18 protein-coding genes are annotated in these 24,835 nt (G+C 37.7%); 12 read left to right on the forward strand and 6 right to left on the reverse strand.

Features of this window, described 5'->3' with window-relative positions; translation table 11 throughout:
* Positions 1-82: 82 nt before the first annotated feature.
* The 3 genes from B7C41_RS04800 to B7C41_RS04810 all read left to right on the forward strand — a co-directional run bounded on the left by B7C41_RS04800 (position 83) and on the right by B7C41_RS04810 (position 2,948).
* On the forward strand, positions 83-913 hold the full coding sequence (locus B7C41_RS04800) for a substrate-binding periplasmic protein (protein WP_085297614.1): 831 nt from the start codon (positions 83-85) through the stop codon (positions 911-913).
* Between the two features lie 403 nt (positions 914-1,316).
* Positions 1,317-2,297: a cysteine synthase A gene (gene cysK / locus B7C41_RS04805; protein ID WP_085297615.1), complete on the forward strand. Its 981-nt coding sequence runs from the start codon at positions 1,317-1,319 to the stop codon at positions 2,295-2,297.
* Positions 2,298-2,513: 216 nt separating this feature from the next.
* Entirely contained in the window at positions 2,514-2,948 is a 435-nt protein-coding gene (locus B7C41_RS04810) for a hypothetical protein (protein WP_085297616.1), read from the forward strand.
* Positions 2,949-3,009: 61 nt separating this feature from the next.
* Here the strand turns inward: B7C41_RS04810 and ggt are convergent, their stop codons facing one another.
* Both ggt and B7C41_RS04820 read right to left on the reverse strand, forming a co-directional pair.
* Positions 3,010-4,767 carry a gamma-glutamyltransferase gene (ggt, locus tag B7C41_RS04815; RefSeq protein WP_085297617.1) on the reverse strand — a complete coding sequence of 586 codons (1,758 nt, stop codon included), beginning with the start codon at positions 4,765-4,767 and terminating at the stop codon, positions 3,010-3,012.
* Between the two features lie 85 nt (positions 4,768-4,852).
* Complete coding sequence (locus B7C41_RS04820) at positions 4,853-5,494, reverse strand: tRNA-uridine aminocarboxypropyltransferase (RefSeq protein WP_085297618.1); 642 nt, start codon at positions 5,492-5,494, stop codon at positions 4,853-4,855.
* 253 nt (positions 5,495-5,747) lie between these two features.
* Here B7C41_RS04820 and rrtA point away from each other — a divergent pair, with 253 nt between their 5' ends.
* A complete protein-coding gene (gene rrtA / locus B7C41_RS04825) occupies positions 5,748-6,347 on the forward strand; it encodes a rhombosortase (protein ID WP_085297715.1) in 600 nt (199 codons plus the stop codon).
* A gap of 17 nt (positions 6,348-6,364) precedes the next feature.
* On the opposite strand, the gene B7C41_RS04830 is transcribed toward rrtA, so the two are convergent.
* Positions 6,365-7,840 (reverse strand): FMN-binding glutamate synthase family protein, encoded by a 1,476-nt coding sequence (locus B7C41_RS04830; RefSeq protein WP_085297619.1) that lies wholly within the window; start codon positions 7,838-7,840, stop codon positions 6,365-6,367.
* Between the two features lie 230 nt (positions 7,841-8,070).
* On the opposite strand from B7C41_RS04830, the gene B7C41_RS04835 reads away from it, so the two are divergent.
* A complete protein-coding gene (locus B7C41_RS04835; RefSeq protein WP_085297620.1) occupies positions 8,071-8,925 on the forward strand; it encodes a substrate-binding periplasmic protein in 855 nt (284 codons plus the stop codon).
* A 111-nt stretch (positions 8,926-9,036) separates the two neighbouring features.
* Here B7C41_RS04835 and B7C41_RS04840 read toward each other — a convergent pair whose 3' ends face one another.
* Complete coding sequence (locus B7C41_RS04840; protein ID WP_085297621.1) at positions 9,037-11,502, reverse strand: S9 family peptidase; 2,466 nt, start codon at positions 11,500-11,502, stop codon at positions 9,037-9,039.
* 431 nt (positions 11,503-11,933) lie between these two features.
* Between B7C41_RS04840 and B7C41_RS04845 the strand changes: the two genes are divergently transcribed.
* The 3 genes from B7C41_RS04845 to B7C41_RS04855 all read left to right on the forward strand — a co-directional run bounded on the left by B7C41_RS04845 (position 11,934) and on the right by B7C41_RS04855 (position 17,270).
* On the forward strand, positions 11,934-14,069 hold the full coding sequence (locus B7C41_RS04845; RefSeq protein WP_085297622.1) for a TonB-dependent receptor plug domain-containing protein: 2,136 nt from the start codon (positions 11,934-11,936) through the stop codon (positions 14,067-14,069).
* Between the two features lie 21 nt (positions 14,070-14,090).
* Positions 14,091-14,597 (forward strand): TlpA family protein disulfide reductase, encoded by a 507-nt coding sequence (locus B7C41_RS04850; protein WP_143764287.1) that lies wholly within the window; start codon positions 14,091-14,093, stop codon positions 14,595-14,597.
* Between the two features lie 333 nt (positions 14,598-14,930).
* On the forward strand, positions 14,931-17,270 hold the full coding sequence (locus B7C41_RS04855) for a YgiQ family radical SAM protein (protein WP_085297624.1): 2,340 nt from the start codon (positions 14,931-14,933) through the stop codon (positions 17,268-17,270).
* Positions 17,271-17,384: 114 nt separating this feature from the next.
* Here B7C41_RS04855 and torS read toward each other — a convergent pair whose 3' ends face one another.
* Positions 17,385-20,336 carry a TMAO reductase system sensor histidine kinase/response regulator TorS gene (gene torS, locus B7C41_RS04860; protein WP_085297625.1) on the reverse strand — a complete coding sequence of 984 codons (2,952 nt, stop codon included), beginning with the start codon at positions 20,334-20,336 and terminating at the stop codon, positions 17,385-17,387.
* A 95-nt stretch (positions 20,337-20,431) separates the two neighbouring features.
* Here torS and torT point away from each other — a divergent pair, with 95 nt between their 5' ends.
* A complete protein-coding gene (gene torT, locus B7C41_RS04865) occupies positions 20,432-21,424 on the forward strand; it encodes a TMAO reductase system periplasmic protein TorT (protein ID WP_235839598.1) in 993 nt (330 codons plus the stop codon).
* On the opposite strand, the gene torR is transcribed toward torT, so the two are convergent.
* The gene (gene torR / locus B7C41_RS04870) at positions 21,417-22,145 is read right to left on the reverse strand and encodes a two-component system response regulator TorR (RefSeq protein ID WP_085297627.1); all 729 of its coding nucleotides are present in this window, start codon (positions 22,143-22,145) and stop codon (positions 21,417-21,419) included. The two genes, torT and torR, sit on opposite strands and share 8 nt — an antisense overlap.
* A gap of 156 nt (positions 22,146-22,301) precedes the next feature.
* Between torR and B7C41_RS04875 the strand changes: the two genes are divergently transcribed.
* The 3 genes from B7C41_RS04875 to torC all read left to right on the forward strand — a co-directional run bounded on the left by B7C41_RS04875 (position 22,302) and on the right by torC (position 24,833).
* Positions 22,302-23,063 (forward strand): TorF family putative porin, encoded by a 762-nt coding sequence (locus B7C41_RS04875; protein ID WP_085297628.1) that lies wholly within the window; start codon positions 22,302-22,304, stop codon positions 23,061-23,063.
* Between the two features lie 381 nt (positions 23,064-23,444).
* Complete coding sequence (gene torE / locus B7C41_RS04880; protein ID WP_085297629.1) at positions 23,445-23,618, forward strand: trimethylamine N-oxide reductase system protein TorE; 174 nt, start codon at positions 23,445-23,447, stop codon at positions 23,616-23,618.
* 36 nt (positions 23,619-23,654) lie between these two features.
* Positions 23,655-24,833 (forward strand): pentaheme c-type cytochrome TorC, encoded by a 1,179-nt coding sequence (gene torC, locus B7C41_RS04885; protein ID WP_085297630.1) that lies wholly within the window; start codon positions 23,655-23,657, stop codon positions 24,831-24,833.
* Positions 24,834-24,835 lie beyond the last annotated feature (2 nt).

Genomic DNA, 24,835 nt, shown 5'->3' on the forward strand with positions numbered 1-24,835 from the left:
TACCGTAAGGTTAATTGCTTTAGCTGTTTTACCAAGCAAGGGTGTCACACTTATTGGCTGTTGCTTTAAGGGAGAAATTATTATGCTTAAGATATATGTTTTAGCGTTAAAATTAATATCACCCTTCATACTGATATTATTAACATTTAGTCATGCCAATAGTCGTGAACTTGTTATTTTTAGCTCAAATGCCCCTCCTCATATGATAGCTGCGAATGGTACTGGCATTGATATCGACATTGTAAAAACCATTCTAACGGATATGGGCCATAACATAACTGTCGAATTCTCTCCGTTAAAGCGTGCTATGGAGCAAGTGAAAAAAAAAGAAGCGGATGCTTTTCTCCCCACCTTTTTTCAAAAGGATAGTGATAACATTTTTATTTCTAATGCCTTTATTCAATATCGTCCAATGATTTTTTCACTAAAGAAGAGTCGGTTAGCCATTAACAGTTTTACTGACTTACAAGGTTTGCGCATTGTAAGTTTTCAAGGTGCTACAGGGTATTTCGGTGAAGCATTTCATCAAGCAACAAAACAAGCTAATTATACCGAATTGCATGACATGTCAAAATTTCCTGAAATGTTATTAATGGCCCGATATGATGCAGTAGTATTAGACTATTATATTTTCTATTATTTTTTGAAGATGTACCAAGAACAAAGTGAGCTAGCAGGTAACGGTTTATTCCCATTAATTGATAACTATTCTTCAATGATAAAACGCCATGACTTAATACCAGAAGTTAATGCCTACGTTGGTTTTAATGACGAAATTTTGCGCAATGAGTTCAACATTCAGCTAAAGAAATTTATCGGTAATAACCGTCAAAATAGAATTATCGAAAAATATATCGGTACTATCAGTACTCGAATATTCGCACTAAGTACTCGATACAAAAGTAGCAGCTAATGACTATCTAAAAAGGTTTAATTAACTTTAAAAGTAAACAGATTACGCATTTCTCAATTTGCTCTAGCGATAGACTTCTAGTTTTTGCTTAAAATTTTTTAACGCTAGCTGTAACAAAGTTTCACTTGGTTGGAACAAGCAAACTTTCTTCATTATGCATTATTTATACTAAAGCCCACTTACAGCTGAAAATATTAACAAAGTTCAACAACCACTAAAAAGTTGGATATCTATTCCTTTTTGGCATATAAGATATCTAAATATCACTTCTTTTTCTGCCATAAAGCGTTAACCTTATTACAAAGAATTAACTACATTGAAGTAGCATCTGTTAATTCGCTCATACAATAATTAATAATTCAGTATTAAAGCACTATTAGTACTGATGAAACGGGAACAAATAATGTCGACAATATTTGAAGATAACTCTACTGCGATTGGCAATACTCCACTGGTAAAATTAAATCGTATTATTAATGGCGATAATGGTACGAATATCTACGCAAAAATAGAAGCTCGCAATCCTAGCTTTAGTGTGAAATGTCGTATCGGCGCTAATATGATTTGGGATGCTGAAAGGAAAGGTTTACTTACTGCAGGGAAGTCTATTATAGAGCCAACCAGTGGTAACACAGGTATTGCACTGGCATTTGTTGCTGCGGCACGTGGCTATGACATTACCTTAACTATGCCAAGTACTATGAGCTTAGAGCGTAGAAAACTATTAATTGCTTTAGGCGCAAAATTAGTACTAACAGACGGTGCTAAAGGTATGGGTGGAGCAATTGCTAAAGCACAAGAAATTAAAGATGCTGATCCTGAAAACGTTGTACTTCTAGGGCAGTTTGATAATCCTGCTAACCCAGAAATCCATGAAAAAACCACTGGCCCAGAGATTTGGCAAGACACTAAAGGCAAGGTTGATTTCTTTATCGCTGGTGTGGGTACTGGTGGAACAATTACCGGTACCAGCCGTTATTTAAAAAGCGTTGCTGAGCATAAAATAACATCGGTTGCAGTTGAACCAACAGACTCACCTGTGATCACTCAAGCAATGGCAGGTGAGGTATTAAAACCTGGCCCTCATAAAATTCAAGGTATTGGTGCCGGCTTTATTCCAGGCAACTTGGACCTTTCAATTGTTGATGCTGTTGAGCAAGTGTCAAATGATGATGCTATGGCGATGACACATCGTTTAATGAAGGAAGAAGGTATTCTTGCTGGTATTTCATCAGGTGCAGCAGTAGTTGCCGCTAAACGTATTGCCGAGCGACCAGAAAACGCAGGTAAAAACATTGTTGTTATTTTACCTAGTTCAGCTGAACGTTACCTTTCAAGCGCGTTATTTTCTGATTCATTTACTGATGAAGAGCTTGTGCAATAATCATTGCTCGACACTAAAAAACTCAAGGCTCACTTTTCACCAAGTGAGTCTTTATTATCTTTATATAGCTAGCAACTTTCACAGATAGCAACTCATCTAATATTTAAACATGCCCTTCTTATACTCATTTCCTCTTGAAAGATTAATAAGCCCCTAGATTTTCTCGCAATAATTACGGTAGTATATGAATAACTCCATATAGATACCCATTACCTTATGAATTATTTAAAAATTATCTTTCTAGCTTTCACATTACTACTTTTAGGCTGTGGTGAGTCTGACAAAGATGTTATTAGTGATGTTGACAACCCAGAAGTTGTTGCCATTGAATTTTTTAATGCTTTATATAATGAAAAAAATATTAAAAAATCTGCCTCGGTTTGTAGCCCGCAATTATCTCGTATCATTTTACATTACAAATCACCTAAAGCCGTTGCTCGACATTTGTTTAACATGTCATACGACAAGGTTGAAATAACGCCTGACGATAGCGGTGTAAAAGTAAGAGAACAGTTTAAAGATAGTGCAGTAATAACCGTTTACTTCGATGGACATTACAATAACGACCGTATAAAAGACGTAAAGCGCTTATCGATGATTCAAGTCAGTGGTAATTGGGTAGTCGATAAAATTTTAAAAGATCCATTTTAAAATTTATTTTTAAATAAAGAAAAGGCGCCATAACGGCGCCTTTTTTAATATATAGACCTAATTAAAAGCCTAATGCTATCCCCTCTCGACGCTGATCTGCGCCGCCACGTAAACCTTCTTTGGTTACTTCAATAGCTTGAATACCGCTATTTAAGTCACGAATAAGAACTTTGTGACCTTTAGCTTCAAGCGCTGGTTTAATCTTTACTAAGTTCGTACCTTTTTCTAAAGTAGTAACTTTGTTTCGATTAGTTAATTTTGGTAGGTTTATTGCTGATTGCGGGTCTAACTGCCAATCAAGCATTGCAATCATCGTTTGCGCTACATAATTAATAATACGGCTTCCACCCGGCGAACCAAGAACCAGTTTAAGTGACTTATCTTGATTAAAAACCATCATTGGTGCCATTGAACTACGTGGCCTTTTTCCAGGCTCTAAGCGATTAGCCACCCAGTGACCATTTCTTTTGGGCGATAACGAAAAGTCTGTCAACTGGTTATTGAGAATAAAGCCTTCAACCATTACTGCTGAACCAAAGCCCATTTCAACACTCGTTGTCATCGAAATAGCGTTACCTTCTTGGTCAACAATTGAAATATGACTCGTTGACGGTAATTCGAAAGCATTATCATCAGCCTGAGCAAGTGCTCCTTCTGGACTTCCTGCCTGAGCAGCCCCCATGTCTTTGTTAGTATTAATTAGCATCGCACGTTCTGCCATGTAAGGCTTTGCAACCAGCCCTTGGGTCGGAACTGTAACAAAACTACTATCGGCAATATAACGATTACGATCAGCAAAAGCTAAACGCGAACTTTGCGTGAACAAATGCGAAAATTCTGCATCCGCCATTGATAAGCGAGCAATATCAAATTTTTCTAATTGACCTAATATTTGAATAACGGCAACACCACCAGAGCTTGGTGGTGCCATACCACAAACATTATATTCTCGATAAGGGCCACAAACTGCAGGTAACTCTCTTGCTTGATAATTTTTCATATCGGCCATTGTTAAACGGCCAGGGGCAATCGCTGAATTTTGTACCGCATTAACTATCTTTTTTGCTATCCACCCTTGATAAAATGCACTAATCCCCTCTTTTGCCAAGCTACGATAAACCTTTGCTAGTTTAGCGTTCTTTAAACGTTGCCCTGCCTTTATTGGCTTACCATTTGGGAAGAAATAATTTTTTATATTCGCCAACTTAGTAATGCCAGGGTTAAATTCAAGAGTCACTAGTTTTTCTAATCGAGGTGAAACAATAAAGCCACCTTCAGCCAACGCTATCGCATCTTTAAATAATGTTTGCCAAGGCAATTTACCGTATTTATCGTGAGCCTTTTTAAGACTTGCTAAAACTCCTGGTACACCGACTGAATGTCCGCCAACGACCGCTTTTATCCATGGCATCGTTCGACCATTTTTTTCTAAAAACATATCGGTAGTTGCTGAGGCTGGTGCCGTTTCTCTGCCGTCAAAGGTGGTCAGTTGTTCAGACTTATTATCCCAGTGCAACATAAAAGCGCCACCACCAATACCTGAAGATTGCGGCTCGACTAAGGTTAAAACTAATTGTACTGCGATTGCCGCGTCAACTGCACTACCACCTTGCTTAAGGATATTAAAACCCGCTTCACTAGCATAAGGATTTGCTGCAGCCACCATTGCATGATTGGCGTAAACAGTTTGTTTTTCGATTACTCCTGTTGCAGCTTCGGGTTCGCGGTCTTCGCGCTTCTTACCTGGTTCAGCAAATACCATCAAGCTTGTCGAGATAAGCAATACTGATAATAGCCCTTTTGCGGCTGAATTTGACATGATATTCCTTAATTGCCAATTATTGGCTTTATAGCTCATTACTACATTAGAATTTACTAATATATAGTAAAATAAAATATTATTCTCACAATGTATTGATAAAATTATTATTTCGTTGATTAAATGATTGCTGAAACTGATTAAACTTCACAAAGTTATTTAGTAACAGTTGATATTTTCCTCGATTATTTTCAAGTAGGGCCAAGGCATGACAACATGCTTCTAACGACGATAAGGCACCATCTTTTTTAGTTTTTCGAATATGATAAAGGCTTTCGATGCCCGAGGGTAAAACAAGATGTTTAATGTCATGTAAACTAGGGTTTAGCATAAACATACGGTAGGACTTTTTCCAAGTTCCATCGAGTATAACTATACATTTAATGTTATTAGTCTCTATCGATAGTTCACCTGTATGAGTATCAGGTCTTTGCTTCGAACTAAACTCAAGCTCTATTGCATTTTCACTTGGATATAACAAAGCGATCTGATCGCCATAATGGCTTAGCAACGCAGACAGATTATCAGTATCATCAAATGATTCTCCGACAATAACTTCGCAATTCACTAATGATTGCTGTAGTAAAGCCACTGTACCCTTACTCTGTTTCACTTCAGTTGGATGCTGTAAAACAACCACATGTATATGATTATCAGTTTTAATCGCAAAAGCGCAAATACATGCTTTTTCTGGTCGGTGACATTGCTGGCAAAGGATTCTAGACATTGGTAACTAATAAAAAATAATAACTACCGCAAGTTTACGTAACTTTCATAACGAGTTTAAGTAATTTATTACATTACACAGCACTATCTATCATTATTATCACTAAAGACAACCGAACTTGTACACCACCTTAATGAATAGTACGATTATCAACCACTCTATCGTATTTTATAAAGCTACAGTTTCTAATACCAAGGGCAACTGCTACAGTGCTATACATCGTTATATGCCTCACTTGAAAAATACACTTAGCATGCTGCAATTTAAATCTTTACCTGTACAAACTATTCATATTCTGTGTCCGTTAATTGTGCTTATTTTTGCATTAATTGCTTTTGTATTTGATGAACAAATAGCTGATCTGCTTATTTATAATCGCGACTTAGTGACACAAGGCGAATATTATCGTTTACTTTCGGGGCACTTTTTACATACCAATGGTAACCATTTTTTGCTTAACGGTGCTGCTGTCATTTTGCTTTGGACACTACATGGCCAGTACTACCAGCATCAAAACTATCTGATAATTTTTTTGACCAGTGCCATTGTTTGTGGCTTTGGCATTCATTGGTACTCGTTAGATATTAGTTTGTACGTTGGTTTATCAGGTATATTGCATGGCTTTTTTGTTTGGGGCGCTTTAATGGATATAAAGCACAAGGAGAAGACGGGATATTTATTGCTCATTGGTGTCATTTTAAAAATAGCGCATGAGCAATTTTATGGAGCGAGTGCTGATGTTGAATCATTTATCGAATCAAGTGTTGCCACCGATGCTCACCTATTCGGCGCTATCGGTGGTTTACTGGCATATATTATTTGTTACATGATAGATAAGAAAAAAACTCGTTAATTATCTTATTCGCCTGCTTACTTGTAAGGGTATAGCTTATCTAACGCAACCGATAAGCCATTATCTTGAATAATTCGTACGTGACGACGCTCGAGCTTTCTTGCGTGTGTTACACCACAAGAGTGCGCTAACAAACCAACACCGTATTGGATATATTTATGATAATTAGCCACGCGTTCGGCTTTGTCTTTAGGATCTAAGCCTCGCTGTAATTTAAGATTATGCGTAGTAATACCTGTCGGACATGTATCTTTATTACATTGCAGCGCTTGAATACAGCCTAGTGAAAACATAAAGCCTCTTGCTGAGTTAATTGCATCGGCACCAACCGCCAACGCCCAAGCAACTTTTGATGGCGTGATTAGCTTACCTGCACAGATCACTCGAATACGTTTACGCAAACCATACTCCACCAGTAAATTAACCACTAATGGCAAGCTTTCTTTTAACGGTAACCCCACGTAATCCATTAAAGGTTGCGGCGCAGCGCCCGTGCCGCCGTCAGCACTATCAATGGTAATAAAGTCAGGTGCAAATTCTGCTCCTTGGAGATTAATTTCTTCAAGGAGCTCTCTAAGCCATAATGACTCACCAATAACAGCTTTAAACCCTACGGGTTTCCCTGTAACATCACGTATATGATTCACCATGGTCAAAATATCTTTTACTGATTTAATTTCTCGGTGAGCATTCGGACTTATCGAGTCTTGCCCTTGTTCAATACCGCGAATTTCAGCAATTTCCGCAGTGACTTTTTTACCTGGTAGAATCCCCCCTTTGCCAGGCTTAGCGCCTTGACTCATCTTAATTTCAAACATTTTTATTTGTGGCTTTGCAGCCATTTTAGCTAATTTCTCATCACACAAGTTTCCATTGCCATCGCTAACGCCATACTTTGCTGTACCAATTTGGTAAATAATATCAGCGCCGCTGGCTAGGTGATGCTCACTTACGCCTCCCTCGCCGGTATTCATCCAACAGCCCGCTTTTGCAGCACCGTTGGATAGTGCTTTTACCGCCGGCGCTGATAAAGCACCAAAACTCATCGCTGAAATATTAAATAGTGAATCGGTACTGTACGGAGTTTTACAGCCCTGACCAAAAGTAATCGTGCTCGGCGGTACAGCATCTTCTTCTAAGGTTGGAAACGCACAATTCATGAACATGATAGTACCGGTGGGCTCTAAGTTTCGTGTTGAGCCAAAAGCGATGGTTCGATCAACATTTTTTGCCGCACGGTAAACCCAACTACGCTCGGCACGATTAAACGGTAACTCTTCTCTATCCATAGCAAAAAAATACTGTCGAAAAAATTCGCCCTGCTTTTCAAATAGATACCTAAAACGACCAATGACCGGATAGTTTCGTCGGATGGCGTGCTTGTTCTGCATTCGATCAACAATATACATATAGATAATAGCGAAAATACCTAACGCTAAAAGGAAAATAAAAAATGCCGAGAGAGTTTCTAAGAAGCCGAGCATGTTGTCCATGTATACCTCGTTAAATGGTGTTATTGATATATTTATTAGTAATACTAACCATGTATAAATAGATGACCTGAAATAATAGTTATTCTTTCAACCGCCATTAAATATCATTTGCCTGACAAAAAAGATAAAACTTGTATATGATGAATAAACTTGATTAAAAATAAACCAATCTATTTTCAACTGATATATTCTTGCTGTCTAGTAGCATTGTTTTAAATAAGGGTATTTAAGTGCTTTGCAAAAAAAAATTTACTTTACCTTACGTAACCATCAAAAAAGGTGTACGTAGTAGCAGAATTAAAAAAATATTATATATCACACTAGCGTTAGCTTTATTGTCCTCTACTTCCCCTTTTAGTATTGCTGATTCTATTAAAGATCCAGTCATTCAAATAGTTACCGAGCACTTACCGCCTTATCAAATTGTCGCTGAAGACAAATCAATATCAGGATTTGCCGTTGATATTATTGAAGAAATAATGGCTCGTAGCCATTTTACCTATTCGCTAAAAAGCTATCCATGGGCTCGTGCATATAAACTAGCACAGAGAAAACCTAATCACTGCATCTTTTCAGTAGCTCGTCTGCCTTCACGTGAGAAGCTATTTAAATGGGTTGGTCCTATTTCAAAAGTTAACAATACAGTGGTGTGGGCACTTAAGGATAAAAATATTAAAGTTAATAGTCTGGAGGATGTAAAAAAATATACTCTCGCGGTAAATCGCAATGATATAGGCCATACAGGCTTAATGGAGCTAGGCTTTGAAGAAGATAAACATCTATATGTTTTAAATAATACCGAGTCGTTGATCAACCTATTAATTACTCGCCCAGAAATTGATTTAATCGTTGCGGATGATACAACGATTAATTATAGGGCTCAGCTAGTCGGTGCGAATATCAACAAGCTACAACGTGTATTTAAAATTGACGCTTTGCCGTTAAATTTTTTCTTCGCCTGTAGCCCTCAAACCGATGATACTACAATTACGCATTTAGCCGATAAGTTAGAAAGTATTTATCTAGATAACACCTACGAAACGATATGGAACAAGTGGAAATTTAAGCTTATGCCTACGAAATAATAACCACTTTTATCAAGACATCAATGCTTTAAAATATATTGTTGCCGTTATATAAAAGGCCTCCGAAGAGGCCTTAATCATTCAAATGTTGTCGAGCACTTTCTAGCAGCTTTACAAGGTATTTTCAAATAACTTATAAATTCTACGATACTCATTTAACCATGAACTTGGTTGTACAAAACCATGTGGCTCGACTGGATAGATAGCGGTTTCAAAATCTTGTTTTTCCAATTCAATTAAACGCTGAACTAGTCGTACGGTATCTTGGAAGAACACGTTGTCATCAACCATAGGCGCGTTAATCAGTAGTGGTTTTTCTAAACCTTCAGCAAAATAAATTGGTGAACTACGCTCATAAGCAATTGCGTCATCACCCGGCATATTTAAAATATTCGACGTATAGCCATGATTGTAATATGCCCAATCAGACACTAAACGCAATGCTGAGCCAGATTGAAATAAGTCAGGATCAGTAAACATCGACATTAACGTTAAGAAACCACCATACGAGCCACCGTAAGTACCCACACGTTTAGCATCAACATTAGCATTTTCAACTAACCAGTTAACACCATCACGCATATCTTGTACTTCAGGCTTACCCATATGACGATAAATTGCGGTACGCCAGTCACGACCATAGCCTTTCGATGCACGGTAATCCATATCAATCACCACATAGCCTTGTTGAACTAACATGCTATGAAACATATATTCACGGAAGTAACCTGACCAACCTAAGTGTGAGTTTTGTAAATAACCGGCACCATGGCTAAACATAACCGCTTTATTTTTAGCGGTATTTTGGTCGTAACCTTTTGGTAGATAAACTTTTGAATAAACTGGTTGTTCTTGATGTGAGGATTCAATGGCAACAACATTCGGCGCCGCCCAAGGCATAGCAAGAAACTCTTCAGAAACGGTATGAGTTAAACGAATTGCTTCGGCATTGTTTGCAATATCTTTCACATAAAGCTCTGGGGGCATAGTAATTTCAGAGTGCTCAAGCAATAACTTCGACTCATCTGGGCTCAATGAATAATCATTCATACCACCTAAGTCAGTTAATACTGTTATTTTCGCTGAATTAACATCAACTTTGTATATTTCGTAAATACCAGGATGTTTCTTATTGGCTTTAAAGTAAATGCTTTGCTCATCAGCAGAAACTGTTAAGTCGTTAACTTCAAAGCTTCCTGATGTTAAGGCTTTTGCTTTACCATTTAACGGCTTAACGTATAAATGCGCATAACCACTTTCTTCTGAAAGGTAATACAAGCTATCTGTATTATCTAACCAGCCCAACTCATTGAAGGTATAGTTAATCCATGCATCATCATGTAAGCGGTGTTGAGGTACTAAAGCTTTCTTTTCAAAATCAACGGTACTGATCCAACGATCTTTGTTGTCCCAAGCTTCTAACATAATAGCAACTTGTGAGCCGTTCTCTTGCCACTTAATTGGGTTCCATGCCTGCATTACATGAATATTACGTGCTGATTTTTCTGATTTATATTTCTTACCTTCACGGGCATAGTTTTCTTTACGTACACTGGCTAAAACGTCTTCGTCAAAGCCAGGTAAAGTATCGTAATTTAGCAGCTCTTTGGTGCCTTGTGCCAAATCTAGTACATATAGCTGTTCAGAATATTGACGGTTATTCGCCACACGAGCACGTACTTTTTCTGCTTTTACATGACCATCATTGGCAATATAATTCGGCATAATATCGCTGTCTTCGCGAGAAGACTTTGCCGGAGCCACACTAACTACCATTTTATCGCCAGCTGGGGAAAGGCTTGCATGTACTACACGATTGCCTTTACCTAAGTAAAAATTAGTTTGTGTTACTGTGCTATTTTTTACTCGCAATTGACGTTTTTGCTCAGCGCGTAGGTCTTTATTACGCTGCTGCAATGCAACATATTCAATAAGCTCATTTTGCTCTTTAGCAATATAACTCACTGGTGCCACGTTTGGTTTTCTGCCATCAGTCATTTCTAAGTTAGCTAACTCAATAATTTTTTGGCTAGTCATATCATGCGCGTAAAATATATTACCGACACGGTAAGCCACATTACCATTGGTTAAAAACATTACCGATGATTCAACCGCTGATGTGTAAGTTAATTGCTGAACTTTTTGTGTTGCTAACGTTTTAACAAAAATATTGCCTTCAAATGCATAGGCTTCATGTGTACCGTCACTATTTAAAACCGCATTGCTGTCTGCAACAACATGCATTTGCGCTAATTTAACTAAATTACCATTACCTTGGGTGCTTACATTCTTTTGCATTAAATCTCGTAGCGGATTACCTGCACGCTTTTGCTTGTAGAAAACGGTTTGGCTGTCATCACCCCAGTACCATGACTCAGGTGAACGTCCCATCCAATCAGGATTTGACATGATTTTTTCTAAAGTAATCGTTGTTGAACTGGTAACACCTACGGCAGGTGCTGCAGTAACTTCACTCGGCGCTGAAGCGTTATTTTCCAACGCAGCTTTTTTTTGTTCTGTAGATGCACAAGCAACTAAAGAAAGGCTAATAGCAGCGGCAATTAATTGTAATTTCATAATTTATTTTTACTTGTAGTGGATAACTTCTGTTAGTTATATGGGTTAATAACAATAAGCTTCGTTGACCTCATCGTTATATTTATCTAAACGCTTGAAAAATTGTTAATTAATCTTTAATAAAGTACAAATTTATTAATAATGTGCTTAATCACAATACTAACGCCTATTTATACTAAGCAATGAGCTAATTTTCAATGAAAGTGTTGTACAACAAGACCAATGCGCATTTTTATAAGGTCAATGAGATAGAAGCAACGCTGAGATTAAATCAATAAACAGCCAAATTGCTAATCGCCTTTTAAATATCTAAAAAATTAGCACAGTGCACGCAAAGGTTGACTTGCATCAACAAAATACAAACGATAATAATTTACATTAACACTCATATTAATAGTCATTCCTTTTGAACATTGAAGATTGAGTAACAAATGAAAAAACTATCTCCTTTATACCTTGCAATTGCGACAAGTTTACCTTTAATCACGCCTTTAACCACTTATGCAGAAGAAGGTGCAACAAAAAGTAGTGATGTAGAAGTTATCGAAATTCGTAGCTTTAGACAGAAACTTGATCAAGCCGGCCGCCTAAAGGATGTTATTCAACAAACTGAAATACTAGATGCATTAACGATAGAAAATAAAAATGCCCTAAGCTTAACAGCTGCTATTAATAATGAGCCGGGCGTTAATGTCTCAAATGAATGTTCAATGTGTGGTGTTAAACGTATTATGCTAAATGGCATGAAAGGTGAGCATACCACAATACTTGTTGATGGCTTACCGACGCATACCCTTATTTCTGGTTTTTATGCCGTTGATGCTATTGCAACAACGGGTGTTGATCGGATTGAAGTTGCACGAGGTGCTGGCGCGTCGTTAATAGCACCTGAAGCCATTGGTGGTACGGTCAATATAATCACCAAAGAAGCTTATGAAAATACTGCCACGTTTGACTTTGCTAAAGGCTCACATGACTTTACGGCCATGAAAGGCATGGCAACAAACATTTCGGATGATGGTAAAACGGGTATTACCTTAATTGGCCAATATGACAAGCAAGATCAAGAGGATCATGATGAAAATGGAGTCAGCGAAGCACCGTTTATTGAAAACCTTTCGTTAACATCATTTATTACTCAAGATCTTTCAGACACAAGTAACGTTCAATTACGTATATCTAAAGTGCAATCTGAAATTTTTGGTGGTCCTATTCTAGGCAAAGGTGTTAAATCTATTGGTGCTGCACTTGCTGGCTATGACCAAGTGGAATCAGAGCAATTATTCGTTGATGATGATGTGCGCAATGATTATATCGGTAAGCCATGGGAAACAACGGAATGGATAGATACCTCACGTGATGAAGCCTATATCAAATACTTAACTGAAATCAGTGACTATACTGTTGCTGAGTTTGCAGTTAGTTATGCTAAGCATAAACAAGACTCTTTTTATGAAGGTATTGATTATCAGGCAGACGATACCATGTGGTATGCCCGTGCAAAGTTTGATATGGAATTATCGGATGAACATTTTATAACGTTCGGTATTGATAGCCGCCGAGAGGAAATGCGCTCATCAACAGATGCATTAGAAGCCGTTGCGGCATATCAAAGTGATGCCTTTGATTACGATACCATCGGTCTTTTCTTTCAAGACACGTGGACACCGTTGGAAGAGTTTGAAGTAGCAATTGCCGTTCGTATTGACCAAATAACAGCTGACTTTACTGACCCTGAAAAAGTAGGCACTGAAATTGATGAAACCTTTATTGCGCCACGTTTAGATATTCGTTATTTCCACAATGAAGAACTAACATCTCGCTTTTCAACGGGTCGAGGCTATCGCGCACCTTTATCATTTTTTGAAACTGATCACGGAATTTTAGATGCCGAACTAGGTTATCAAATCGATATCGACTCTCTAGAAGAATCACTTTCAGCCAGTTATTCACTAAATTATGACAATGAAACCTTGGCGGTAACAGCATCTATTGCACATTCTTCTGTAGATAATTTGGCTAGCCTTGAAGAAGATGCTAACGGTGTACCATTGTTAACACAGCTTGAAGACAGCGCAGCCGTAACAACTTTTGATGTTACTGCAGGTTACAACGTTACAGAAAATTTTACCGTAAACATTGGTATTGAGAAATTCAATTACGATAATAATTTTAAATCATCTTATGCTATTGCCCCTGTTGAAGAACGCGCCAGTATTGAACTGCAATATGAAAAAGATAACCTCAAAGTTTTCTGGTCAACGGTTTGGTTTGGTGAGAAAGATTTAGCTGAATATGGTTATGAAGGTTTTAATAAATTGAACGACACAAGCACCGCCAAAGCATTAGTAGGCGACGCCTTCACGACATCAGACATTAAAGTGCAATATCAATTAACTGGGCACACAAAAATTTATGCTGGCGTTTCTAATGTGTTTGAAGAAACACAAATAGACAATGGTGATACGCCACTGTTTTATGATGCTAACGGTGGTTACGATGTTGCTTATATTTACGGTGCGCTACATGGCCGCGAAATGTACGCTGGCATTGAAATAAAGCTTTAAATTATATATTGAATAATATTCATGAAACTTTTTTATCTTAAGATAAATTGGCTACAAATCAAGATGGTACTAGTCATTGCTAGTGCCATCGTAATGGTAAATTATGTTAGTGCTGCTCAATTTTCGCTAAAATCACTAAAACCTGCTGATACAAGCGTTCGAATACAAACAAACGATCTGGCAACGGTAACGATGATTTTTCAGCCGGAATGTAGTTGGTGTAAAAAGCAAGGCATTACAATGGCAAAGGTATTTGAACAATGTAATGACTCAATAAATGTTGCTTTAATTGGTGCTAATGGTAATAGACGCCAGCTAAAGCAAACTCTTAAAAATTATCACAATGCGATACCTGCATTTATTGCTGATAGTAAGTTTTTGCGTAGCATTGGTGGATACCAAGCATCGCCAACAACATTAATATATGACGGTAGTGGAGAGTTACTTTTAAAGAAACGCGGTTATGTTGCCGAAGACAAATTGCGTTCTGCTTTGCAGATATTAAGTCAAGGCGCTTGTAAAATATAATACGATACGTTTGCCTTTACACTATAATATGTAAGGGTAAACGTACTCGGCTTCACTCTTAAGAAGCACATATTATTACGTTTGCTTTATCTAAAGCACTTCAATTCATTTCAAGAAAATCACCAAGATTAATTTTTACCTATAATAAGCCCTAACAGCTTCTCTTTTACTTAATGAACTGATTATTTGGGCTTAAGCATTTACTTTGCTATAATCGCGCGCCGCTTAAATGTGATATTGATCATCAATACAGTTTAAATGCGGATAAATGAGCCATAATGAGATGGCGTAATGTGCGTAAAGCCACAGTTTAGAATCTAATTTAGGTATGGTATGAATTTAGCGTCAACACAAAAAACAACTCCAAAACTATTCGACTATCCAAAATATTGGGCGGAATGCTATGGAACGGCGCCATTTTTACCTATGTCTCGAAAAGAGATGGATGTTCTAGGCTGGGATAGTTGCGATATTATACTCGTTACCGGCGATGCTTATGTTGACCATCCAAGTTTTGGTATGGCAATTATTGGCAGAATGCTTGAAGCACAAGGTTTTCGTGTTGGCATTATTGCCCAACCTGATTGGAAATCAAAAGACGCCTTTATGCAACTTGGTAAGCCAAATCTATTTTTTGGTGTTACCGCGGGTAATATGGACTCGATGATCAATCGCTATACCGCTGAACGTCGCATGCGCCATGACGATGCCTATACCCCTAATGACGAAGGTGGCAAACGCCCCGATCGCGCCGTAACCGCTTACACTCAAAAATGTAAAGAAGCCTATAAAGGCGTGCCAATTATTATTGGTGGTATTGAAGCGAGTTTACGTCGTATCGCTCATTACGATTATTGGTCTGATAAAGTCCGTCAATCGGTATTATTCGACTCAAAAGCTGACTTATTAGTTTACGGTAACGCCGAACGACCGTTAATAGAAATTGCCCATAGAATAGCCAACGGTGAGGAAGTTAAAAGTATTACTGATGTACGTGGTAGTGCCTTTTTAACGAATCAAGTATTACCAAATTGGAAAGGCATTGATTCTCGCAGCATTGATAAGCCAGGAAAAATTGACCCTATCATCAGTCCTTACCAAGAGATTTCAACCAAAACCTGTTCAGAAGAAGGCAAGGACGTTACGGGTGAAATAGCCAAAGATGTCACTAAAACAGCGCAACCTATTCAGCTTGGTGAATACCGAGCGAAAAAATTACAAAATGACAGTTGGGATAAGAAAAAGAAGCCTTGGGAAACTACTTATATTAACTTGCCAACTTTCGAGCAAGTTCGAGATAACAAGGTGCTTTACGCCCATGCTTCACGTATTTTTCATCAAGAAGTAAACCCGACGTCTGCCAAGCCATTAGTACAAAAACATGGCAGCAGAATGATTTGGTTAAACCCTCCAGCTAAGCCCCTATCTGAAGCAGAAATGGATGGTGTATTTGGTTTACCTTACCAACGTGTACCTCATCCTGCTTACGGTAAAGCAAAAATACCTGCCTACGATATGATTAAGACCTCAATTAATATCATGCGTGGCTGTTTCGGTGGTTGTACGTTCTGTTCAATTACTGAGCATGAAGGTCGAATTATTCAAAGTCGCAGTGAAGATTCAATCATCGCAGAAATTGAAGACATTAAAGAAAAAGTACCTGGCTTTACTGGCGTAATTTCAGATCTGGGTGGCCCAACCGCCAACATGTATCAATTGAATTGTAAAAGTGAAAAAGCCGAGGCAACATGTCGTAAGCCATCATGTGTTTGGCCAACTATTTGTGGCCATTTAGACACCGACCACACGCCAACCATTAATTTATACCGCCGAGCGAGAAAAGTTAAAGGTATTAAGAAAATTCTTATCGCCTCTGGCGTACGCTATGACTTGGCGATACAAGACCCAGAATACGTTAAAGAGCTTGCCAGTCATCATGTAGGTGGCTATTTAAAAATTGCACCAGAGCATACTGAAGAAGGCCCATTAAATAACATGATGAAGCCAGGCATGGGCAGCTATGACAAATTTAAAGAAATGTTTGATCATTATTCTAAGCTTGCCGGTAAGAAACAGTACTTAATCCCTTATTTCATTTCTGCTCACCCAGGAACTACTGATCTCGACATGATCAACTTAGCCTTGTGGTTAAAGCGTAATGACTTTAAGCTCGACCAAGTACAAAACTTTTATCCGTCGCCGTTAGCGAATGCAACAACGCTTTATCATACTGAAATAAACTCACTAAAAAATGTTAAAAAGAATAGTGACACGGTGCCTGTACCTAAAGGTACTATTCAACGTCGATTACATAAAGCAATATTACGTTACCACGATCCAGCAAACTGGCCGATATTACGCCAAGCTTTCACTAAAATGGGCCTAGCGAGAAAACTAATTGGTTCAAAGCCAGAATGTTTAGTACCAAATGAAACCCGTGGAGAGTTAAACCAACAGCATTATAAAAATAACGGTAAAGGTAAAAATAACGCACAAGGTAATAAGACTTCACCAGGGCAAGAGAAGCGTTTTGGCAAAAAGCCAGTGACCGCTAAAAAAGCTAAGCCAGGTGAAAAAGCGAAACAAGGCTTAACGCGTTTTTCTGACAACCAGTTTAATGACAGAAAGCCTAAAGGCCCTGTTAAGAAAAAGCGCAGTAATAACCCACGTTAACTTTATTCACCTATTGATAAAAATTTAAAAGCCTAACATTCTCGCTAGGCTTTTTTGTCATTGAACGATGCTGAAAAGATTTCGAACTTGACGAAAGTAAACCCACAGTTTTGGCTAAAGAGTCTCAGCATATTTACTGAGTCTATACTTCGAATCTTTAATAAGTTTGGCAATCGCTTGCAGCTGCCGTTCACTCAGCTTTTCCCTTTCAATTGCCACTTCAAGTGCTTTACAAAGCTGGTATAGTCTAACTAATCCCAAACCAATTGCAGCACCTTTAAGTTTGTGCAACTTGGCCTGTTGAGCCGCAATAGGAATATTTGCAAAGTCATGATATTCAGTATTAACTTGCTGGCAAAATAATTGCGCAAGTTGCTTAATTTTTTTTGCACCTAAGTACTCAATATCTTGATTAGGAATATTAATATCTATGATTTGATACTGACTTACACTTTCAGCTTCAGCGGCTAACATTTGGTTATTATCATCATCTTGGTCATCCGTAACGCTAGGTTTATTGCCTTCAATGATAGCCGGAGTGTCGACATTAGCCATTACTTTTATAATAGTCGGTTTAAGCTTTTTCATTTGTACGGGTTTCGCAACAAAGCCATCAAAGCCAGATGAAATAAACTTTTTAATATCTTCATTAAATACGTGAGCAGATACCGCAATGGTTTTCAGAGATGTTTGCTTTTCTTGAGCGATAACTTTAAGTTGTTGAGATAGTGCAACGCCGTCAATATCGGGTAAATTAATATCAAGTAATGCGAGATCAAATAACTGACTTTGCATAATCTTAAGCGCACTTGCACCATCTTTTGCTGCAGTTACCTTATGTCCTAGCTTTTCAGTTAATGCGCAAGCAACTTCAAGATTAATGTCATTATCCTCAACGATAAGCACATTAAATTTTTGAGTTAATTCTGCTGACGGCATAAACAACCTTTTCTGTGCAGTAATTTCGTGTTTTGACGCCTGCTGCAATGGAATAGTAAACGAAAAACAACTGCCACGACTTTCTTCACTTTCTAGAAATAATCGTCCATGCATTGCAGATACTAACCGCTGACATATAGCTAAACCCAAGCCAGTGCCTGCGGTGCTTTGTAAATTTTCTAATTGTGTAAATGCTTTAAAAACATCATCTTGCTTACTTTTTGCAATACCACATCCGGTATCAGTAACGGCAAAGGTTATATTTGAACTGCCCTGATGCTCTATATCATTTGCTGTTATTGATAATGTAATACTGCCTCGTTGTGTAAATTTAATGGCATTGTTAATCAAGTTAATCAGTACTTGTCGCAATTTCCCTAAGTCAGCTAAACGCCAGTTATCAATACCGGTGTCTTGTTCAAAGTGTAACTGCAAGGTTTTATGCCCAGCTCGTGCGGTCATAAGTTGTACAACATCTTGACCCAGTTTTACTAAATCAATAGCGCGGTAAGAAAGCTCAATATGGCCCGCTTCAATTTTTGAATAATCTAAAATATCATTAAGAATATCGAGTAAGCTTTCACTAGAATATAAAATTGTTTGCGCAAATTTATTCTGCTCTGCCGTAAGCTTAGTATCGGTTAGCCGCTCTAACGTGCCTATCATACCGTTCATTGGTGTACGTATTTCATGACTCATACTGGCTAAAAATACAGATTTAGCCCGATTAGCTTGCTCCGCTTGCTGTTTTGCTAAAGCATGCGCCTGAGATTCACGGTTAAGTTTTTCATTAGTAGAAGTTAGCTCTTGCGTTCTTACGTCCACCAGTTGCTCTAAATTATCTTTGTGAAGACGTAATTCTTGTTCAATTTGACGCTGCTCATATTCAAGCTTTTGCTTTTTAATCGCATGTGTACGAAAAACATCCAAAGCATTTGCCATATGTTTAAATTCTTCATCAACAGATGGCTCTACGGTGATTTCTAAATCACCTGCGGCTAACTTTTCAATCGCATGAGTATGTTTTTGTAGTTTAAAAACAATGCCTTGATAAACAACTTTCCACATAACAAAAATAATGACAATCAATGATAATAATGTGGTAAATAAAAAAACATTTTGTGACCATGAAACCAGTTTCTGGTGCTGCTCACTGGTACGTGTGGCAAGCTCACCTTGTCGATTAACTAGTGTTAATATGCCAAAATTTAATTGATCTAATTGCTTAGATATATGCTGGTGCAGTAAGTTTTGGTTTTGTGAAAGCTCAATTTCTGTTTGCTGTAAGCTTATTAATCTTTCAAAACGCGCTAATTTATTAAGTGATACCTGCGCCAAGTTCAATCTATATGGATCTGTAATAGCGCCCACTAATTTTTTTATCAATAATAAATGCTTACTCTTGCGGATAGTAAGATTATCTAACGCCTCAAATTTTTCTGTAGTAGTTACCAAAGTAGCAATTTGTTCTAATTCAAGTGCATGACGCTCTAATGCTGACATTTTGTCGAGTAAATTGAGATCTTCATCAATAATTAAATCAATATCTTGGTGTGCCTGTTGTACATTTTTGGGCTGGCCAACTAAATCATACAACCCTGATAGACGAACTAATGCAAAAGTGCTTGCGTTCGCTACTTGTGATTGTGATAGCTCTCTTATTTCATGCACCGCATTATTTACAATTGAAAAATATATATCTAATTGCACTCTATTGATGATTTTATTTTTAGCAGTGCTGTCAAGCTTATCGATATCTAGGCTAATTTCATTTTTAAGAGTAGATAATTCAACTAAATTTTTATTATTAATATTGAGCAGTGCAAGTGCAGCGAACTTTTCTTCAATGGCTAAGTGCAAGCTTACTAATTTATCACTGAATTCTTGTCGTTGGGCTTCATCAGTGGTATTTTTCAATAATGTTGTAGTATGCGTGATCTCCAAGCTAATATTAGCCAATGCCCTCGCGCTTGAAAGCGTTGGTAGCGTTTGCTGAATAATCGTATCACCTGTACTGGCAATAAGGCTCAGGCCATTCCATGCAACAATACTCACAAAGAGTAATAGACCAGCAACAAAACTAAAGGCAAATAAAAGTTTATTGCCTATACTTCGGCGAAAGTACACTGTAGTTTCCTCGTATAACGGCGAATCAATGTAAGGATGATGTTATTTTAGTAAAAATACGATTAATTGTTTTATTCTTTATATTTAATTACTTATTGAGTTTTTCATCTCTAGCTCGTCTTCAAACTCAAGCCAAAATAAACAATCAATTAATTAAGAGCCCAATTAAGCTTTGTGCAGTCTACCCTCACTTAAAAGACTCTTACTGGCTTAGCATCAATTTTGGCATGACTGAACAAGCAAAACAAAGATCTATTAAATTAAAAGTACTTGAAGCCGGTGGATATCAAAATACAGATGAACAATTAAAACAAATAGAACAATGTATTGACTGGCAAGCAGATGCAATACTCGTAGGTTCAGTGAACTTTGAACAACTAGACCTAAAGCTGGCTCAAATTAACAAGCGAACCCCCGTTTTTGCACTAGTTAACGAAATATCCACCGAGCATATTACCGGACGAACTGGCGTGTCTTGGTATCAAATGGGCTATAAATTAGGCGCTTACCTCGTTAACAAGCACAACTCAGATAATAACTCAAAATCAACGAAACTTGCTTGGTTCCCCGGCCCCAAAAGCGGCGGAGGTAGCTTGCAATCAACAAAAGGGCTACAAGACGCATTGGCAAAAAGTACGATTGAAATAGTAACAATACAACATGGTTTGAATGAAAAGATAAGTCAATTTTCATTATTAAAAGATACTTTAAATAAATATAAAAACTTAGATTACTTAGCAGGCAATGCTGTTATGGCAGAAATGGCTATCAATGAAGTTGCCGATATAACCATTACTCAGCGTCCTAAAATTCTTAGCCACTATCTTAGCCATGCGGTATATCGAGGCATTAAACGCCATAAAATATTAATGGCAAACTCTGATCAAATGGTATTACAAGGAAAAATGGCAATTAACCAAGCGGTTGATTATATCCAAACAGGTAAAAGTAAAGTACTTCTAGCCCCTGAGATTATTACCATCCATCAAGGAAATATTGATAAAACAAGTGCAGAATTATCTTTATCACCAAGTCACTTTAAACCACTGTATGATATTAATGTTGGCACTTTGAAGCTAATTAACTAATGTCTGCTGCAAATAAATAGCCTTCTCCATGGATAGTAATAAAAATTTCAGGCTCTTTGGGGCAATCTTCAATTTTATTACGTAACCGGCGCACCAGCACATCTATTGTTCTATCGTTTGGTGCGTCAACTCTATGTTCAAGAAGATTAAGTAAGCGATCTCTGCTTAATACTCGACTTGGATTAGCAACAAAAGCCACTAACATGTCGTACTCTGCTTTCGTTAATTTTACTGGCGAATTATTTTTCAGTAACTTTCGTTTTGGAATATCGAAAGTACATTGGCCGAAGCGAAATAGATCATCATCCTCAGCTTGGCTTGCAAGTAAATCCTCTGTCGATTTCTGTTCTGTTAATGAAATTCGCCATAAAATATTTTTAACTCTAACTAGTAATTCCCTTAATTCAAAAGGTTTGGTGACATAATCATCTGCCCCCATTTCTAGCCCAATTATTTTATCAATAGCATCTGTACGCCCTGTCACAAGCACGATGCCAACAGTAGAATGACTACGTAAATTTCGAGTGATCATCAAGCCGTCTTCATCTGGTAAGTTAATATCTAACATGATCAGGTCAATGTGATTACTTTCTAATACGACATTCATTTGTGCTTTATTTTCAGCTTCACTAACCCTATAGCCGGCATGTTGAAAATACCCTACCAGCTTGGCACGTGTTATCGCCTCATCTTCAACAACTAAGATATGTTTATCATTCAAACCTAATTTCCTGTCCAGTTACAAATTAATAACTATTTATAAATATTTTTACATATTGTGTTCATTTATCTACGCAATGCTGTTCATAAGCGTTCTTTACAATAACCCCATCGAAAATAGTTTGTCTGATTTACATCAATCTTGAGGTACTAAGTTATGAATAAAGTAATAAAAAGCGCTAACAGCCTAGTTATTGGCACAATGCTACTCTCTGCCCCTTTTATTGTCAGTGCAGAACAAAATAAAGAAAAGTTATTCAATGGTACTTTTAGTGGTTCATTAGAAATAGCCAGTGATTATGTATTTCGTGGTGAGTCTGAAGTTGCTGACGGTAATATCCCAGCAGTCAAAGGCAGTTTAACTTGGACACACGAAGATGGTATTTATGCTGGTGTTTTTGCTGCGACTAATCAGTTTGAGTCGACACCTGATATTAGAGCGGTATTTGCACCTTATATTGGAAAATTTGGTACTTTTGGTGATAGTGACATCAGCTATAATGCCTTTATTTTTCATTATACTTACCCTGGTGTCCAAGATATGGACTACACCGAACTTTGGATGACAATTGCCAAAGATTTCGGTCCCGTAAACCTTAAACTTGAAGTCACTCCAACCTTAAATGACTGGTTTGGCGTTGATGGTTGGAGTGGGGTTAATTACGCTCTACATCCAAGTAAAACATTTGCCAATGGTATTACACTCTCAGGCTCAATTGGCTACCAAGATTTATCTGGAGAAAATGCGGAAGGTTGGGCTCATTGGAACTTAGGTGCCAGTAAAAACTTTTACGGCCTTAATATTGATGTACGTTACCATGATTCAAGCATTGATAGCTCACATAAAGTTTATGGCTCAGAACAAGGGCAAAAAATATTTGATAACCGTTTAGTTTTTAGCGCAAGTAAAAGCTTCTAGCCATAACAAGTTTCAGATTAGTCAGTAATAAAGCAAGAGTAAAGTAGGCATACATTATATGTTGCCTACTCTTTAAATCATGTTTCGAGCATATACCCCCACCCCACTTGAAGTGCAATTTCAGAATTAAGCTAGGACATCAGGTCAAGACGCGTTATGTAGATAATGGTTATTCTCTTCAACCAATGCCCTATCGACAAATCACTGCGTTCATTCTCAATTTATTTCTATTCACATTCTTTCACAAACTCACTCAAGCTGTCATTTATCACTTCATCGTTATTCATATTATTTTTTTAAAATTATACCGTCAAAAAAGTTTTATTAGCTCAACAACCAATACCGCTGAATTAATTTAATAAACAAGTAAGGAGTTTCGACATGACTGCGAAACAAGTAAAGAAAGAAGAAAATAAAAAGAGCAAGTTCAAAGAGCTTAGGGCACTTGGTTTTATCATTGTGGTGCTATTTCCCGTATTGAGCATTTTCGCTATCGGTGGTTATGGTTTGATCATTTGGTTAATTCAAGCATTTGGCGGTGTAGTTGCTCACTAGCATCTCAATATAATTAAGAAAAACGAGGAGTATCAAATGAAATGGTTAGTAACCCTTTGGCAAACACTCAATACACCAGCCAAATACTTAACACTAGGTTCTATCAGCTTAACGGCCTTTATTATGGGCATTATTTTTTGGGGTGGTTTTAATACTGCAATACAAGCAACCAACACTGAAGAGTTCTGTATTGGTTGTCATAGTATGGAAAGTAAACCTTATAAAGAGCTACAAGAAACTGTGCATTGGTCAAATCACTCAGGTGTACGAGCAACTTGTCCTGATTGCCATGTCCCTCATAATTGGAGTCGAAAGATAGCTCGTAAAATGGAGGCTTCTAGCGATGTTTGGGGATGGTTTTTTAACACCGTTAATACCGATGAAAAATATGAAGATAAACGTTTAGAAATGGCGTCTAGAGAATGGGGTCGCTTCGATCGTGATGATTCACTTGCCTGTAAAAATTGCCATAACTATGACTCGATGAAATGGGATGAAATGTCAAAACTAGCGCAAAAGCAAATGAAGCGCGCCGCAGAAAAAGATCAAAGTTGTGTCGACTGTCACAAAGGTATTGCGCACACATTACCTGACATGGGTACAGCACGTGCGCCTGAGTTGATCGCTGAGGTAGGAACAGGACCAAGTAAATTCACGAATGAACAAAACTATTTTTCAGCGTTAACTAAGCCACTATTTTTCAGCTCAAATGGTGATGTAGAGGCAGGAACACTTAATGTAGCAACTAAGGTTAAGGTTTTAGAAACCAAAGATAATCGAGTCAAAATTGCCATTGAAGGTTGGCGTAAAAAAATGGGTGCAGGTCGTGTTATCTACTACGATTTCGGCATTAATATGTTAACGGCACAATTATCAAAAGACGCAGCAAAAACCGAAGGTGTCATCAATGCTTTTGAAGAAAAAGAAGATGATATGACAGGCTTAAAATGGCAACGAGTTGAAAGCCAATTATGGACTGACGCTGAGTACTTAATCACCGAACAGCAACCACTTTGGGATTATGCAAGAGATACCTTTAGAAGTAGTTGTAGTGTTTGTCATACCCAACCTGATGAAGCTCACTTTGACGCCAACACTTGGCCAGGTATGTTCCAAGGCATGATAGCTTTTGTCAATATGGATCAAGATACCCAAGCACTTGTGCAAAAATACTTGCAACAACATTCTTCCACCTTTGTTAAAGAAAAGCATTAATA

Origin of the sequence: Cognaticolwellia mytili (assembly GCF_002104475.1) — a bacterium.
GTDB classification, from domain to species: Bacteria; Pseudomonadota; Gammaproteobacteria; order Enterobacterales; family Alteromonadaceae; genus Cognaticolwellia; species Cognaticolwellia mytili.

Coding starts and splice junctions, on each gene's coding strand:
- B7C41_RS04800 (WP_085297614.1), top strand. CDS start 83: ATGCTTAAGATATATGTTTTAGCGTTAAAATTAATATCACCCTTCATA.
- cysK (WP_085297615.1), top strand. CDS start 1,317: ATGTCGACAATATTTGAAGATAACTCTACTGCGATTGGCAATACTCCA.
- B7C41_RS04810 (WP_085297616.1), top strand. CDS start 2,514: ATGAATTATTTAAAAATTATCTTTCTAGCTTTCACATTACTACTTTTA.
- ggt (WP_085297617.1), bottom strand. CDS start 4,767: ATGTCAAATTCAGCCGCAAAAGGGCTATTATCAGTATTGCTTATCTCG.
- B7C41_RS04820 (WP_085297618.1), bottom strand. CDS start 5,494: ATGTCTAGAATCCTTTGCCAGCAATGTCACCGACCAGAAAAAGCATGT.
- rrtA (WP_085297715.1), top strand. CDS start 5,748: ATGCTGCAATTTAAATCTTTACCTGTACAAACTATTCATATTCTGTGT.
- B7C41_RS04830 (WP_085297619.1), bottom strand. CDS start 7,840: ATGGACAACATGCTCGGCTTCTTAGAAACTCTCTCGGCATTTTTTATT.
- B7C41_RS04840 (WP_085297621.1), bottom strand. CDS start 11,502: ATGAAATTACAATTAATTGCCGCTGCTATTAGCCTTTCTTTAGTTGCT.
- B7C41_RS04845 (WP_085297622.1), top strand. CDS start 11,934: ATGAAAAAACTATCTCCTTTATACCTTGCAATTGCGACAAGTTTACCT.
- B7C41_RS04850 (WP_143764287.1), top strand. CDS start 14,091: ATGAAACTTTTTTATCTTAAGATAAATTGGCTACAAATCAAGATGGTA.
- B7C41_RS04855 (WP_085297624.1), top strand. CDS start 14,931: ATGAATTTAGCGTCAACACAAAAAACAACTCCAAAACTATTCGACTAT.
- B7C41_RS04875 (WP_085297628.1), top strand. CDS start 22,302: ATGAATAAAGTAATAAAAAGCGCTAACAGCCTAGTTATTGGCACAATG.
- torE (WP_085297629.1), top strand. CDS start 23,445: ATGACTGCGAAACAAGTAAAGAAAGAAGAAAATAAAAAGAGCAAGTTC.
- torC (WP_085297630.1), top strand. CDS start 23,655: ATGAAATGGTTAGTAACCCTTTGGCAAACACTCAATACACCAGCCAAA.